11 protein-coding genes are annotated in these 16081 nt (G+C 34.4%); 2 read left to right on the top strand and 9 right to left on the bottom strand.

Annotation, left to right across the window (positions count from 1 at the left end; all coding sequences use genetic code 11):
• Nucleotides 1-25 precede the first annotated feature (25 nt).
• From OQ292_RS14110 to OQ292_RS14080, 7 genes are all read right to left on the bottom strand, one after another.
• Complete coding sequence (locus tag OQ292_RS14110; RefSeq protein ID WP_284682781.1) at nt 26-661, bottom strand: peroxiredoxin; 636 nt, start codon at nt 659-661, stop codon at nt 26-28.
• 189 nt (nt 662-850) lie between these two features.
• The gene (moeB, locus tag OQ292_RS14105) at nt 851-2023 is read right to left on the bottom strand and encodes a molybdopterin-synthase adenylyltransferase MoeB (RefSeq protein ID WP_284682780.1); all 1173 of its coding nucleotides are present in this window, start codon (nt 2021-2023) and stop codon (nt 851-853) included.
• A gap of 88 nt (nt 2024-2111) precedes the next feature.
• A complete protein-coding gene (locus OQ292_RS14100; protein ID WP_284682779.1) occupies nt 2112-4742 on the bottom strand; it encodes an MGH1-like glycoside hydrolase domain-containing protein in 2631 nt (876 codons plus the stop codon).
• Between the two features lie 151 nt (nt 4743-4893).
• The gene (locus tag OQ292_RS14095) at nt 4894-6180 is read right to left on the bottom strand and encodes an aminotransferase class V-fold PLP-dependent enzyme (RefSeq protein ID WP_284682778.1); all 1287 of its coding nucleotides are present in this window, start codon (nt 6178-6180) and stop codon (nt 4894-4896) included.
• A gap of 256 nt (nt 6181-6436) precedes the next feature.
• Complete coding sequence (locus tag OQ292_RS14090) at nt 6437-8098, bottom strand: glycerol-3-phosphate dehydrogenase/oxidase (protein ID WP_284682777.1); 1662 nt, start codon at nt 8096-8098, stop codon at nt 6437-6439.
• 90 nt (nt 8099-8188) lie between these two features.
• On the bottom strand, nt 8189-9688 hold the full coding sequence (gene glpK, locus OQ292_RS14085; protein ID WP_284682776.1) for a glycerol kinase GlpK: 1500 nt from the start codon (nt 9686-9688) through the stop codon (nt 8189-8191).
• Nucleotides 9689-9747: 59 nt separating this feature from the next.
• Entirely contained in the window at nt 9748-11442 is a 1695-nt protein-coding gene (locus OQ292_RS14080; protein ID WP_284682775.1) for a sodium:solute symporter, read from the bottom strand.
• Between the two features lie 411 nt (nt 11443-11853).
• Here OQ292_RS14080 and OQ292_RS14075 point away from each other — a divergent pair, with 411 nt between their 5' ends.
• Together OQ292_RS14075 and OQ292_RS14070 are read left to right on the top strand one after the other, a co-directional pair.
• The gene (locus OQ292_RS14075) at nt 11854-13158 is read left to right on the top strand and encodes a pyridoxal phosphate-dependent aminotransferase (protein ID WP_284682774.1); all 1305 of its coding nucleotides are present in this window, start codon (nt 11854-11856) and stop codon (nt 13156-13158) included.
• A gap of 369 nt (nt 13159-13527) precedes the next feature.
• The gene (locus tag OQ292_RS14070) at nt 13528-14193 is read left to right on the top strand and encodes a hypothetical protein (RefSeq protein WP_284682773.1); all 666 of its coding nucleotides are present in this window, start codon (nt 13528-13530) and stop codon (nt 14191-14193) included.
• Between the two features lie 58 nt (nt 14194-14251).
• Here OQ292_RS14070 and OQ292_RS14065 read toward each other — a convergent pair whose 3' ends face one another.
• Complete coding sequence (locus tag OQ292_RS14065; protein ID WP_284682772.1) at nt 14252-15349, bottom strand: AI-2E family transporter; 1098 nt, start codon at nt 15347-15349, stop codon at nt 14252-14254.
• Between the two features lie 75 nt (nt 15350-15424).
• A complete protein-coding gene (locus OQ292_RS14060) occupies nt 15425-15760 on the bottom strand; it encodes a DUF3276 family protein (RefSeq protein WP_284682771.1) in 336 nt (111 codons plus the stop codon).
• Nucleotides 15761-16081 lie beyond the last annotated feature (321 nt).

Below are 16081 nucleotides of genomic sequence, written 5' to 3'. Positions count from 1 at the left end.
TCCTAAATGATCAATTCAAACAATCTTATTTATTTGGTTGTGGTGTAGTTCTTAAATAAGGTTTTACCACTTTATGTCCTTTAGGGAATTTACTTGGAATATCCTCATCTTTTACTGCAGGAACAATAATACAATCTTCACCATCATTCCAGTTAGCAGGAGTCGCTACACTATGCTCAGCAGTAAGTTGTAATGAATCTATTACTCTTAAAATCTCAGCAAAGTTTCTTCCTGTTGAGGCAGGATAAGTAATAGTAAGCTTCACTTTTTTATCAGGACCAATAATAAATACTGACCTTACAGTTGCTTTTTCACTAGCATTTGGGTGAATCATATCGTACAATGTAGCTACAAGTTTATCTTCATCCGCAATTATCGGATAGTTCATAGTTACATTATTCACTTCGTTTATATCTGGAATCCACTTATTATGAGACTCAAGGCCATCTACACTAACTGCGATAGTCTTTACATCTCTTTTGTCGAATTCATCTTTTAAGGATGCTACTGATCCTAATTCTGTAGTACAAACAGGAGTAAAATCTGCAGGGTGAGAAAATAATATACCCCAGCTATCTCCTAACCATTCGTGAAAATTAATTTCTCCCATGGTTGTATTAGCTGTAAAATCAGGCGCTGTGTCGCCTAGTCTAATTGACATGTTTATTTAGTTTAAGATTTAAAAAATAGATTATTAAATATAAGTATATAGATACTTTATCAAATTTGATTTAATAATTTACCAAATACACTTATTAGCAAAATACAAATTTTTTATTGGCTTGTAAAAGCTGACTTTGTAACAAACAAAGGGTTTTTGTTAGTTTCAGAAAAAGGTTAATTTTTTAAATTAATATCTGGGAAGAGAATTATCAATTTCATCTATCCAACTTAGAATTCCTCCCTTAAGATTGTACAAATTATCATATGATGATGTTTGCAATAGTTTTTTGATGGCTTTTGTACTTCTCACTCCAGTTCGACAATGCACCACAACATAATCTGCATTAGAAATTCTATCAATAGCAGTATCTATCTTCGATAACGGAATTAATTCACCTCCTATATTAGAAATTTCATATTCGTATGGTTCTCTAACATCAATTACTTGAACTGTTTTTTCTGAGTCTTTAAGAAGTTCATCTAAGGTAAATACATCTATTTCTTTAACTTCTTCTTTTTGCTGAATCTGCGCTGTAGCGATACCACAAAATTCTTCATAATCTATTAGTTCAGTAATGGTTGGATTAAGCCCAGAGATTGGATTATCATCACTTTTTCTAATTTTGATTGTTCGAGTTAAAAAACTGAGTGTGTCTAATAATAATAGTTTACCTGCTAATACATCACCAATACCACAAACTATTTTAATTACCTCATTTGTTTGCATTGAACCGATTATTCCAGGAAGTACGCCAAGTACACCACCTTCTGCACAATTAGGCACCTCACCCGGAGCTGGTGGTTCTGGAAAAATATCTCGATAGTTAGCTGTAAAACTTTGAGAAACCTCATCGAAATAATTAAATACTGCAACCTGACCTTCGAACCTAAAAATTGAACCAAATACATCTGGCTTTCCTGCCAATACACAAGCATCATTCACCAAATACCTTGTTGGAAAATTATCAGTTCCATCAACTACTACATCATATTGAGATATAATATCTAATGCATTAGAAGAGTCTAATCTAACCTGATGAAGGTTTACTGTAATGTGCGGGTTTAATGCTAAAATTCGTTCTTTGGCAACTACAGCCTTTGGCTTTCCAACATCATTTGTTGTATAAATAATTTGTCTTTGTAAGTTACCTTTATCAATTAAGTCGAAATCTACAATGCCAATAGTACCTATTCCTGCTGCGGCTAGATACAATAAAACCGGGCTACCCAACCCTCCTGCTCCTATTACCAACACCTTGGCATTTTTCATTTTTTTCTGCCCCTCTACATTAATTTCAGGTAGAATAAAATGTCTGCTATATCTTGCGTATTCTTCTTTGCTAAAAGTATCTTCAATCATTTTTTATCACTTTACAATCTAAATTTTGGACACAAAAAATCCTGTAACACTTAAGTTAAAGAAATAACATAAGCACTACAGGAATAATTTATTCTCCGTATAAATTGATAATTTCTGCGATTAATCCAGTCCAGCCAGTTTGATGAGAAGCACCTAAACCTCTTCCAGAATCTCCATCAAAATACTCATAAAACAATATATGATTTTTAAAATAAGGAGATTTCCACAACTTAGATTTTTCATCCTGATAAACACGAGTCCCTTCTTTTGTAAGCTCAAAAAGTTTAATTAAACGTAGACCAATTTCTTTAGCAATTTGAGATAAAGTTAACTCTTTGCCTGATCCAGTTGGAAATTCCATTTTAATATCGTCACCATAATACTCATGGAATTTATGGAGAGATTCGAGCAACAAAAAGTTAATTGGAAACCAAATAGGACCTCGCCAATTGGAATTACCTCCAAATAAAGAAGAATCTGACTCACCCGAAACATATTCTACCGAATAAGTTTCTCCATTAACCACATAGTTATAAGGATTTTCTAAATGATATCGAGATAAAGCTCTTACACCATATTCTGATAAAAACTCTGTTTCATCAAGTAGCCTTTTTAAAATGCATTTTAGGCGGTGAATCCTCACTAAAGAAAGCATTCTGGTTTCTCCTTTTCCATGCTCATACCACCTAGAAATTAACCTCGCCAAGTCTGGACGGTTTTTAAGAATCCATTGTAACCTTCGGGTAAAATCTGGAAGCGTTTTAAGATACTCAGGCTTTAAGATTTCAACAGCAAACAATGGAATTACACCAACAATAGATCTTACTTTAAGTCTGCCAGCTGGTGAGTTTTCAGGATGAATTACATCATAATAAAACTCATCTTCATCGTCCCATAAATCTGCATGTTCTTTACCAATGTTGAACATAGCAGCAGAAATACTTAAGAAGTGCTCAAAGAATTTAGAAGCCATCTCCTGATAATGTGGGCGAATTTGAGATATCTCCAGTGCAATTCTTAGCATGTTTAATGCATACATAGCCATCCAAGCTGTACCATCTGCCTGCTCCATTCTACCACCAGTTGGTAGTGAGTTACTTCTATCAAACACTCCGATATTATCAAGCCCGAGGAATCCACCCTCAAACAAGTTGTTGCCTTCGGAGTCTTTTTGGTTTACCCACCAAGTAAAGTTCATTAATAGCTTATGGAAAACAGTTGCTAGAAAATCTATATCTGCTTTGCCAGTCATTTCCTTTTCAATCTGATAAACTTTCCAAGCTCCCCATGCATGTACGGGTGGGTTTACATCACTAAAGTTCCACTCGTAAGCTGGAATCTGCCCATTAGGATGCATATAATACTCTCGCAGCATGAGTAAGAGTTGCCTCTTTGCAAAAGCAGGATCGAGTCTCGCCAGTGGTATACAATGGAAGGCTAAATCCCAAGCAGCATACCAAGGGTACTCCCACTTATCAGGCATCGAGATTACATTGCTATTATATAGATGTCGCCAAGTTGCATTTCTTGCACCTAGTCTTTCTCTTGGAGGATTTCCTGTAGCTGGATCACCTTTAAGCCATTGATCTACAGAATAACTATAGTATTGCTTACTCCAAATCATACCGGCATAAGCCTGCCTTTGTATATTCTTTAGCTCATTACTTTTAATGTTTTTTTGAAGCCTTTTATAGAAAATATCAGCTTCTTTCTTCCTCTGTGAGAATATTTCTTCGAACTGATTAAAACTGCCATAAGCAAGTGTGTTTTTTAGACGAAGTTTTATAGTTACACTTTTTCTTGGAGGTATATCAAACTTATAATGCAATGCACATTTAGTACCTTCTAAATCGGGGTTTATAGTATCTTTTGCTCCAGAAACTACATAATCGTTAATTCCATCTTTCGGATATTTTACTAAGTTCGGTTGATTATAAAGCAACTGCCTGTTAGTATCATTATCACAAAAAAGCGGCGTTGCATCTCCATCGTACCTTAAGTGGTAACCCGGAAAACCTTGATAATCTATATCAATCCTACTTTTCTGAGGAGTTTTTCTTAATGTAGGTCTGTAGCCATCGTAGCCCCAGCGCCAAGTGTTTCTAAACCATAAGGTTGGTAAAAGATGAAGCGGAGCTTTTTTATTACCTCGATTATAAGCTGTTATTTTTACCAACACATCTTCTTCTGCATATTTTGCATATTCTACAAAAACATCAAAATATTCATTCTTATCGAAGATACCTGTGTCGGTAATTTCATATTCTCTTTCCTGTCTACTTCTCTTCTGATTTTCAGCAACGAGCTCGTTATAAGGGTATTTCTTTTGAGGATACTTATAAAGCATTTTTAAATACGAAGCTGTAGGGGTTCCATCAAGGTAATAATACAATTCCTTCGCATCTTCTCCATGGTTTCCCTCATTATTGCTAAGCCCAAAAAGACGTTCTTTTAATATGTCATCTTTTCCATTCCACATAGAAAGAGCAAAACACATTATCTGTTTGTTATCAGAAAAGCCAGCTATGCCATCTTCTCCCCATCTATATGCCCTGCTTCGAGAGACTTCATGCGAGACGAAATTCCAGGCATCGCCATTTCTGCTATAATCTTCTCTTACTGTTCCCCATTGTCTTTCAGAAAGATAAGGTCCCCATCGTTTCCAACCTGCATTGTTAACACTTTCACGTAGTCTAGTTAATTCGGGATTAGTATCCATTCGGCGAGTCTGTAATATTTATTAAATTGTTGATAATATGCTCTAAACGCACAAAAAAATGATCGCTAAATTTAACAGCTTTTCTGAAGCTTATGTTTGAATTGGTAAAAAATTATATTTTAAATTTTCACCAAAAAATTCACACAAAAACCTACATGCTGCTGCTAATTTCTTGTAATGCACTTACAAAAACATCAAGGTCTTTGGTAGTTGTATACAAATGAGGGGTTACTCTTACACCTTTAATATCTTTATGGTTAATAGCCACTGTAAAGATTTTATATTTATCGTAAAGTACCTCTTCTAGCTTGGCTGGTTCTATGCCTTCTACTCCAACATTTCCTATAGCGCAGGAGCGTTGATCTTCCTTAGGAGTATTTAAAACAATGTTTGGATAGTCAGTCACTTTTTCCATCCAGTAATTTTTTAAGTAGCGTAACCTTTGCTCTTTACGGCTACTTCCAATTATGTTATGGAAACGTAATGCATTAGCTAATGCCAGATCAGAAGAACAAGCGTGTGTACCAATATGTTCAAACTTTCTGATATCATCTTCAGGCATTCCAGTATCTCCAAGCAGTGGCCACAAGTTCGCTATTTTGTCTTTCTTTACATAAAGCATTCCCAAGCCAAGCGAAGCTCCCAACCATTTATGCAAACTAGTACCTAAATAATCGCAATCCAAATCAGGAATTTTAAAATCTACGTGGGCAAATGCATGAGCAGAATCAGAAATAACTTCCACACCTTTGCCATGAGCCATATCTGCAATTTTTCTCACTGGTAATACATGCCCATTTAAATTAATTAAGTGTGTAACCAGAATTACTTTAGTTTTTGGAGTAATGGCTTTTTCGTATATATCTACAATTTCTTGATCTGATTTTGGATGTAAAGGCAAATCTATTTCTTTATTAACTGTGCCATATCTTTTAGCTTTTAGTTGGAATGCTTCGAGCATACTTCCATAATCTTGGTTTGTCATTACCGCTTCATCTCCTGCCTTCATATCTAAACCTTGAATTACTACATTTAAAGCTTCGGTAGTATTTCTGAGTAAAGCAATTTCTTCGTGACTCACGCCTGCAAAATCGGCTATTTTCTTTTTTATGGCTAACCTATCATCCCATTGCATTTTACGCATATACCAAGATGGCTGCTCATTTATCATTCTGATATTCTTTATCTGTGCTTCTATTACTTCATCAGCAGCAAGTGTGAAATACCCGTTTTCTAAATTGATAAAATGAGGAGACACTGTAAACGATTTTTGTACCTGATACCAAAAGCTTTCATCACTGGCAACTTGCAAATCACTTTTACCTTTAATTTGAAGAGTAGCTGCTTGAATATCTTCAAAAAAAGATAAACCTAAAACAGGTACAGCAGCAGTAGCTTTTAATGATTGTCTCAGAAAATTTCTTCTAGCTGTTTGCATAAAATTAGGGGCGTTTATTATTTAAAACTTTGTATACAGGATCGAGATATCCGTAAAGTAAAATTTTCCACTAAGCTTAATTTTAAATTTAAGCAAATTAATACAAACAATGCTAAGCTTATAGGTGCTTAAATCTAATTGTATTGCTTTTTTTGAAATAGATGTGGCAGATTGAGGAGATTTTAAGGAATAAAAAAAACTCTTTCAAAATAATAATGCCTTTTGAAAGAGTTTTTCGCTAAATGAGTCCGTAATATCATTTAAAAATATCGGCAGCTTCGTATACATACTGCTTAATATCTTCTGTCTCTTGCTTAATTCTTGCTTCGTCCCAGTTAAAATAACTGGCGAGGTCTAGAATAATTTTTTCTGAAAGTGGCATCACTGTTTCTACATCAAAATACAACCTACCTGTTCTTCTTATAAAGTAGTCAGATGCTGTAACGATAAGCTCATTTTCAACACCAAACCACAACTCTGCCCTACCTAATGCAACTAGTGGCTGTTCCTTATCTTCTTCTAGAAACTGAAAGTACTTATCAACAATTATCTCCGATTGGCTACCGAAGTTTCTCACTAAAGAATCTACATCGTAATAAGTGAGCTTAGACTCTTTTACTTTTTCATAGAGCGTTTGCTTGTAGGTTTCTACGGCTTCGGCATTTTCAAAATGTCCACCTTCCAACACAATAGTATCTGTAAAACATTTTTTAGTCTTTAGCTTGTCGGCTTTATCTCCTCGTTTTTTTACGATTAAATCGATAATCCTTTCAGCCATTTTACGATAACCTGTAAGCTTACCACCAGCAATAGAAAGTAAACCAGAATCTGATTTAAAAATCTCATCTTTTCTGGAAAGCTCAGAAGCAGACTTGCCGTCTTCATGAATAAGTGGTCGTAAACCAGCCCAGCTAGAAATAATATCTTCAACCTTTAAATTCACAGAAGGGAAAGAGTTATTAGTAGCATCAATCAAATACTCGGCATCGTGTGTTTCTGTAAGTACTTTATCGATATCGCCTTTGTAATTGGTGTCTGTTGTACCGATATAAGTAATTTTATTTCTCGGAATTGCAAAAATCATCCTGCCATCTGGTACATCGAAATAGACAGCTTGCTTAATTGGAAATTTCTCATGAGGAACTACTAGGTGAACTCCTTTAGTAAGATGTAGTCTCTTCCCTTTTAAAGATTTATTTTTACTTCTTAGTTGATCGACCCATGGCCCGGCAGCATTTATCACATATTTAGCTTTTATATCGTAAATTTTTCCTCCGATATAGTCTTTACATTTAACACCTTTTACTTTACCTCCTTTGTAGATAAAATCTATGCCTTCTGTATAATTTAAACAAACAGCATTATTCTTTACTGCCGTTTTAATTACCTCAATAGTAAGTCTGGCGTCGTCTGTTCTATATTCTGCATAATAGCCGGCTCCAATAAGATCCGGCTTTTCCATTAGTGGTTCTTTTTCCAGAGCCTCCTCTTCTGTAAGCATTACCCGTTGGTCTGGTTTCTCTACACCTGCAAGTACATCGTATACAAACAAACCAAAAGAAGTACTCAACTTACCAAAAGTACCATCTTTAGTTAATGGCAGCAACATCTTTTCTGCGGTTACCAGATGCGGAGCCAAATTGTGAACAATGGCTCTTTCGCGGCCAACTTCTCTTACTAAAGCTATCTCAAATTGCTTAAGATAACGTAGACCTCCATGAATTAACTTTGTTGAACGACTAGAAGTACCTCCTGCAAAATCTCCTTTCTCGATTAACAAAGTTCTGAATCCTCTTGAAGTAGCGTCTAATGCTATACCTGCACCGGTTATTCCTCCTCCAATTACCAGTATATCAAATTTATTCTCAGCTGCAGAGTCCAGAATTGCTTGTCTATTAAGATTTGATAAAAAATTCATAAAGAATTCAGATTGATAGAATTTTATTATTTATAGTAAAAATTGAACTTGTATTTATTAGCAAAGAAGTAAGCACAAGTAATGGTTCAATTATTCAAGATCGTCGTCATCTAGCCATTTCATGGTTCTTTTTACTGCTTTTTGCCATTTTTTATAAAGTGAATCTCTTTTTTCTACATCCATATTAGCTTTAAACAACTTATCAAGCTTTCGCATGTTCAAAATATCTTCTTTTTTCCATACGCCAATTTGAATTCCCGCTAGAAAAGCAGCACCCATTGCAGTAGATTCAATCACTTCTGGTCTTTCTACTTCCACTCCCAAAATATCTGCCTGAAACTGCATTAAAAAGTTATTAGCAGTTGCTCCCCCATCTACTTTTAAAGTTTTTAAATCTAAACCAGAATCTTCTTCCATTGCTTCGAGCACATCTCTAGTTTGGTAAGCCAATGACTGCAAAGTAGCTTTTACTATATGCTCTTGCCCTGTTCCGCGACTCAAACCAAAAATGGCACCTCTGGCATACATATCCCAATAAGGAGCACCTAAACCTGCAAATGCAGGCACAACCACCACATCGTTATCTGGTCCGGCTTGCTCTGCAAAATAGGCCGAATCTGCTGCTGTATTAATTATTTTTAAGCCATCACGCAACCACTGAACCGCTGCACCTGCCACAAAAATACTTCCTTCTAAAGCATAAAGTACTTCCCCCTCTAAACCCCATGCAATAGTGGTGAGCAAACCATTTTCTGAGAAATGTAATTCCTTGCCAGTATTCATCAACATGAAACAGCCAGTTCCATAAGTATTTTTTGCGGTTCCTGGTTCAAAACAGGCCTGTCCAAATAAAGCTGCTTGCTGGTCACCTGCAATTCCTGTTATTGGTATACTTTTACCAAAAAGCTCAATATCGCAAAAATGGCTTGCCGATGGTAGAACTTCTGGTAACATAGATGATGGAATCCCTAGTTCTTCTAACAGATGTTCATCCCACTTCAAATCCTTTATATTATACAGCATGGTTCTACTGGCATTCGTCATATCGGTAACATGTGTCTTACCTTTAGAGGCTTTCCAGATTAACCATGAATCCACTGTACCAAAAGCCAACTCTCCTTTCTCAGCTTTTTCTCTCGCTCCTTCTACATTTTCCAGCATCCACATAATTTTAGTAGCTGAAAAATAAGAGTCTATGAGTAAACCTGTATGCTGGTTAACATACTCTGATAAGCCCTTTTTCTTTAGTCGCTCACAAATATTTGCGGTTCTTTTATCTTGCCAAACTATCGCATTGTAAATCGGTTCTCCTGTACTTTTGTCCCAAACTAAAGTGGTTTCTCTCTGATTTGTAATGCCTATGGCGAGGATTTCGTCCAGTTTAACTTTATTAGTAGTAACTAAATCTTTCAATACTTTAAGCTGGCTCTCCCATATCTCTACCGGGTCGTGTTCTACCCAACCAGACTTGGGAAAGTACTGTGTAAATTCTTTTTGGGTGATGCCCTTTATCTTTCCATTTTCATCGAATAAAACAGCTCTGGAACTGGTTGTGCCTTGATCCATAGCTATTATATATTTATTGCTCATGCTAATTATTGGTTTTGCTTGATTGCGAAAAATTTATCTATTAAAAAACACTTTGAATTCTACCAAAAAGCGCCCACTATTATGATTGTTATTACTAAAAGAATTACAGCCAAATACCTAAAGTTTTGATACCATGGCAATGTCGCCAACTCCTTAGTTTCTTCTTTAAAAATTGTCATACTGTATGTATAGTCTTTTACTTTTTCTGCAGGAGGTTTTGCCGAAGCCAGACTGAAAACCACATGTAAAAGCAAACAAACCAGTAAAAGGATTGGTGCTTTGTGTAAAAAATGGATTTCGTTTAATTCAGGAATAAGGCCACCGATTTGAGAAATGATCATGAATAAGGCCAGTATAAAACCTACTAATAAACTGTAAAAAGCGCCATTGGCATTCGCCCTTTTCCAGAATAAGCCCAATATAAAAACAGCTACCACTGGTGGACATATTAAACCTAATACTATTTGAAGGTATTCGAATAAGGAACCAAATTTTTCGATTTGTGGTGTCCATACTGCTGCCAGAATCACCAAAACCACAGTGGCAATTTGCCCAACTTTTACCAATTGCTTACTTTCTAAATTTGGATTGATTTTATTTACAAAATCCATAGTAATAAGGGTTGATGCAGAATTGAGTGTTGCACTGATACTAGACGACATAGCAGCCAATAAACCTGCAAGTACCAAACCCAGTAAGCCAGTTGGTAGCAAGCTAAAAAGCAATACTGGATACGTCATGTTAGGACAATCTTTTAAACTGCTACAGATTCCTGTGCCTCCATTTTCTAAAGGGATTGCATAGTTCAATACTGATAAATCTAACTCTGAGTATAAAAGTATAGCAGCAGTTCCCGGTAATACCATTATAAAAATTACTGGTAGTTTTAGTAATCCGGCAAATAAGGCTCCCCACCTTCCTTGATTTAAATTTTTGGCGCTCAAAACTCGCTGCACCATAAACTGATTATTCGCCCAGAAATAAAAACCGAGAATGGGTACACCAAAGACTAAACCCGTCCAAGGCATATAGGAATCATTAAGAGGTCTTACTAAACTGAATACTTCATCGGGTGTTTTTTGAATTTCACCATTGTTGAATTTATCCTGCAAACCTGCAATTAAACCATCCCAACCTCCTACTTCTGAAAATGTAAACCAAGTGAGTACGATAGAACCCATAATCAATAAAATCGCCTGAATTACTTCTGTATGCACCACAGAAGACAAACCTCCGGGAATCGTATAAGCAGCAGCAGCAAATGCCAGAAGTGAAATAATTATCCAAGTATCGAGTTCTGGAAAAATTATTTTTAAAATAAGATTTCCTGCATATAATCCTGCTGCTGTATCTATTACTACATTTCCAATAAGTGTAATAAAGGAGAAATAATATCTTGACCGGCTATCGTATCTGCGCTCTAAAAATTCGGGCATGGTGTAAACTCCCGACCTAAGGTAAAATGGTAGAAAGAAAATGGAAAAGAAGATTAACACCACTGCTGCCATCCACTCATAATTATAAACAGCAATATTAGTGTTGTAAGCATCTGAGGTTAAACCTATTAAAGTACTGCTAGAAATATTGGCTGCAAATAATGATATTCCGACTATTGGCCAAGTCATATCACGACCTGCTAAAAAATAATCTTCAGAGCTTTGTTGTTTAGCTTTGGATAAACCGTACCAAACCATTGCAATGGCATACACTACCATAATGGAAGCATCTATCCAATTCAACTCAAATTTTTCCATATTTACTTTTTAAATCAGAAGCCCATCAAACAGGTTTTGATTCTGCATTTTTCTAATAACTCTTTGCGAGTAAGTTGGATTAGTCTTTATTATACTTAATTGCACTCTTAAATCAAATCAGAATCAAAAAATATTACTTCCGTAATCGATTACTGAGATTTTGGAATATCCTTATCAATTGATTTTAGAACTTTTTACCAATTTCTAAAATCCGATAATTAGACTCAGTTAATTGCACTTTTTTAATAAGACTAGCTAATTATATACTGAATTTACAGCAATTTTTAACAGGATTTTAGATTGAACACAAATTGAGATATTTGATGTTATGGTCAGAAAGTGTAAAGAAAATACTCACCATATGAATATTTTGTTGAAATATTTATAAAATTTACATCAAATTTCTATGACATGAGACAACGACTAATTGGTGATGGCGCAAGTGAGCTTAGCTATGAAATTCGAGGAATTGTGAAGAAAGCTGAGCAACTTCAAAAATATGGCAAACACATATATTGGGAGAATATTGGTGATCCGATTCAAAAACACAATCAGGTACCTCTTTGGATGAAAAACATTGTAATCAATCTTTTAAAAGATAATGATACATATGGTTACTGCCATTCTAAAGGTGTTTATAATACTAGAGAGTATCTTGCCGAGATGACAAATCAACTCGGTGGTGTACAGATCACTGCAGACGATATCTTATTCTTTAATGGACTAGGAGATGCCATAGCCAAATTATATCAATACATTATCCCTACATCAAGGGTAATAGGACCATCACCTGCCTATTCGACTCATTCTTCTGCCGAGGCAGCCCATGCTAATCATAACCCGATTACTTACAGATTAAACCCTGAAAATAATTGGTATCCAGATTTGGATGAGCTTTACCTTAAAGTAAAGTATAACCCAAACATAGTTAGCATTCTTATTATTAATCCGGATAACCCAACAGGTATGGTTTATCCACTAGAAGTGTTGGAGCGTATTGTAGAAATTGCCAAAGAGTTTGATCTATTTTTGGTGAGTGACGAGATATATACCAACATAACTTATAATGGTGCACAAGCACATCCACTTTCTACTATTATTGGAGATGTACCGGGTATTGCCATGAAAGGTATTTCTAAAGAATTGCCTTGGCCTGGCTCTCGTTGTGGCTGGATTGAATATTACAACAGGGATAAAGATCCTGAATTTAATAGTTTATGCCAAACACTTGATAATGCAAAAATGATTGAGGTATGTTCTACCAAATTACCTCAATTGGCTATTCCTCATGTGTTCAGCCATCCAGAATATAAAAGTTACAGAGAGCAAACCAACAAAAAAATTGGTCAAAGAAGTAAAATTATTACTGACATATTAAAATCAGTTCCGGGACTTACTTTTAATGAAACTTTTGGAGCTTTCTATAATACGATCATTTTTAATGATGGAGTACTTCACAATAAGCAGACTCTCAAAATAGATCATCCGGAGGTTAAAAAGATGGTTGAAGATGAGTGGATTACTGATGACATGCCAAATGATAAAAGGTTTATCTATTATTTATTAGCAGCTAAAGGTATTTGTGCTGTACCTATTTCTTCTTTTGCTTCTAACTTACAGGGCTTTAGAGTTACCTTACTAGAAGAAGATGAAGAGCTCTTACAAAATACTTTTACTATGTTGAAAGATGCAGTTGAAGAATATCTAGCTTCATAGAAGCATAAATGCTAAGTAATTATTCAATTATTAACATTTATTAAATGCATAAATTTTTGAGCTACCTCCTATTTCTTACAAAAGTAAGATAGTATGATGTGTACATTTTTTATTATTTGGACAGCAATATTTTATTAGGAAATTTGCTCAAAAAAAGCTCTAAATCATTACTTTCAATACGCATTATATATTTATATTCTATACACTACAACCCCAGCTAGTGTATAGAATATTTCATTTTTGATATTTTTATATTCAAAAAATACATACTCTCCTAATTCTAAATTTACAAAGAACATAGCTTTTTGAACATCAAAAAAGAAAGGCTAATTAATTGCATTAGTTACAAGTGAACTAACAAACAACATTATGAGAATTCCTTTACTTGTAACATCAGTATTGATTTCTTTACCATTGTTTGGGCAAATAAAAAGTGAAAGCTTTAATGCGGTTAATAATACAGACCCTCTTTACATATTTGCAGAAACAACCCAATCAGAAGAAACACAATACTTGCTAGAAAAGAAAGATTATATCACTCCTGATGAATATAGTGATAATCCAATTGGTTTAAGCCTAACAAACTTTAAAAAAATTCAATTAGAGGATACAAAAAACAACTGCTCTTTTTTTAAAGCAAAAGACGATAACTTTGTATCATTTCTAAATTCAAATTTTAGCAACGCCCCAGAACTAAGTTTTTTTGAAGACAGACTTTACAGAATCAAATTCCACTTTAATACTGAAGACATCAGTACTAAAGGAGATTTGTATAAGAGTCTTATCAATAAATTTGGCAAGCCTGAAAAGAACAAGTACAATATAAGTGATAACACAGTTCGAGAGTACCTGTGGAAAGGATATAAAATTAATATTAGTCTACTTTACTTTGATAGCAAAACATCCAGAGAACAAATCATCATAATTGAAGATGATTTGATTGGAAAACTGGCTATAGCTGATCAGGAAAACAAAACTTATGTAAAAGAAGAGAAGCTATACTCAGACATCGAAACATTATTTAGATACAAATAAAAACCAATTCCTTAAAATCCATAGCTGGACGAATCCCGGATTTACTCTCCGGGATTTTTTATTTTCTAAATATCTGATATTGTTGATACCCCTTGTAGAATTCGACAAAAGTAACTTTTAGAATAGTGTAAAAAGGAATTGCTACAATCATTCCGATAGTACCACCAAGATTTGCCCCCACAAAAACAATTAAAAATATTTCTAGCGGGTGCGCTTTTACACTTTTAGAGAAAATAATAGGTTGAAGGAAAATATTATCTGTAAGTTGAACCACTCCAAAAACTGCCAAAATCTTCGATATTAGAATAATATAATCTTGAGATTCTGCAAGGTTTGTATTGGTAGTTAAACCTACAAGCAAACCAAATGTAGCTCCTAATATTGGCCCTAAATAAGGAATTAGGTTAGCTACTGCCGCAAAAACTGCAATAGTTACCGCATACTCTACTCCCACTATTAGCAAACCAAAAGATGCTATAGAGAATATAGAAACCATTTGAAGTAGTAACCCTAATAAATAATTGGAGAGTAACTTTTCAATTTTGCTCAGTGCAGCTATAGATACTTCAAAATACTGATTGGGAATTAAAGAGATTAATCTTCTACGAAACAATCCCTTCTCGTATAGAATAAAGAAAGTAATGAATAATACAGCTAAAAAACCAACCAGAAAGGTTCCTGTAAATGCAAAAATATCTCTTAGAAGCATTGAAACTTCGAACTCAGAGAAAAAGCCAGAGACGCCCGATCTAACATTTTTTTCTAATACACCTTCGCTAAAGAAAAGTAAATTGTGCTCTAATAAGAAGTCTTCTACCCAGTTTAAAGGCTCAATAATATTGCTAAGCCAGTTATCAAAATCCATTGCAGTAATCACCTGAATCTGCGTAGAAACTAAGGGAACAAATAAATAAATGAATAATGATACCAGTCCAAAAATTAAGGAAAAGGCAATAAGCGTAGCAATAATACGGGGTACTTTTAACCCGTATATCTGAAACTGGCTGATGTAATTAGTAGGAGTTCTTAATAACGCTGATAAAACTATAGCCAAAGCTATATACACCACAATCTCTGTGAATATATAAGAAAGCGATACCAGTGCTACAAAGATTAAAAGTAGATAAACTACTGATAGTCTAATTGGCAACTTCATTTTAAAAATTATGAATTAATACAAAAAAAGCCCTTGCTTACAACAACAAGAGCTCATGTATTGTTCTTGCCAAATTTAATCCCACTTCAAATCACTTGTCATGCTGTCATCACTCTCGTCATCATTAGACTCAAACTGAGTGAAATCAAAATCAGGCATTAATTCTTCTTTTACATGATCGATACATTCGTTGAGTGCACCAGAGAATTTACTGAAATCTTCTTTGTATAAGAAGATTTTGTGTTTCTCATAGTAAAACCCATCTTCTTTGTAACGTTTCTTACTTTCAGTAATCGTGAGATAGTAATCATTCGAACGAGTTGCCTTAATGTCGAAAAAATACGTTCTTTTACCAGCCCTTACTCTTTTGGAATAGATTTCTTCTTTTCCTGTACCTTTGTTATCGTCCACTGTCCTAGTAAGTTAATATTAAACCGTCGTAAAATTATAATATTTATTAATTTTAAAAAAACTAATTTGAATTTAGAATTCCTTAAAATAAAAAAAATCTTTTAAGAAAAAGTTATCCTCCGGTCAATAATGATGAAAATTTCTCAACAAAACCAAGAAATACTTTGACATATGTGATTTTTTCATCACCAAGTTAACCTATTCATTTGTGATAAAGGTCAAAAATAATACTTTAAAAATGTAATTTTTCAACATTAATTTGAAAAAAACTTATATAAACTCATCATTTTTCTAAGTTGGAGGTCATCAATTTTAATTACA

The organism is Chondrinema litorale, assembly GCF_026250525.1.
In the GTDB taxonomy this organism is placed as follows: domain Bacteria; phylum Bacteroidota; class Bacteroidia; order Cytophagales; family Flammeovirgaceae; genus Chondrinema; species Chondrinema litorale.
This window is presented reverse-complemented; position numbering and strand designations above follow the sequence as displayed.

Bases quoted from the DNA above. Each gene is read 5' to 3' on its own strand.
- OQ292_RS14080 (WP_284682775.1), bottom strand. From the start codon at position 11,442: ATGGAAAAATTTGAGTTGAATTGGATAGATGCTTCCATTATGGTAGTG.
- OQ292_RS14095 (WP_284682778.1), bottom strand. From the start codon at position 6,180: ATGCAAACAGCTAGAAGAAATTTTCTGAGACAATCATTAAAAGCTACT.
- OQ292_RS14070 (WP_284682773.1), top strand. From the start codon at position 13,528: ATGAGAATTCCTTTACTTGTAACATCAGTATTGATTTCTTTACCATTG.
- OQ292_RS14110 (WP_284682781.1), bottom strand. From the start codon at position 661: ATGTCAATTAGACTAGGCGACACAGCGCCTGATTTTACAGCTAATACA.
- OQ292_RS14100 (WP_284682779.1), bottom strand. From the start codon at position 4,742: ATGGATACTAATCCCGAATTAACTAGACTACGTGAAAGTGTTAACAAT.
- OQ292_RS14090 (WP_284682777.1), bottom strand. From the start codon at position 8,098: ATGAATTTTTTATCAAATCTTAATAGACAAGCAATTCTGGACTCTGCA.
- moeB (WP_284682780.1), bottom strand. From the start codon at position 2,023: ATGATTGAAGATACTTTTAGCAAAGAAGAATACGCAAGATATAGCAGA.
- OQ292_RS14075 (WP_284682774.1), top strand. From the start codon at position 11,854: ATGAGACAACGACTAATTGGTGATGGCGCAAGTGAGCTTAGCTATGAA.
- OQ292_RS14065 (WP_284682772.1), bottom strand. From the start codon at position 15,349: ATGAAGTTGCCAATTAGACTATCAGTAGTTTATCTACTTTTAATCTTT.
- glpK (WP_284682776.1), bottom strand. From the start codon at position 9,688: ATGAGCAATAAATATATAATAGCTATGGATCAAGGCACAACCAGTTCC.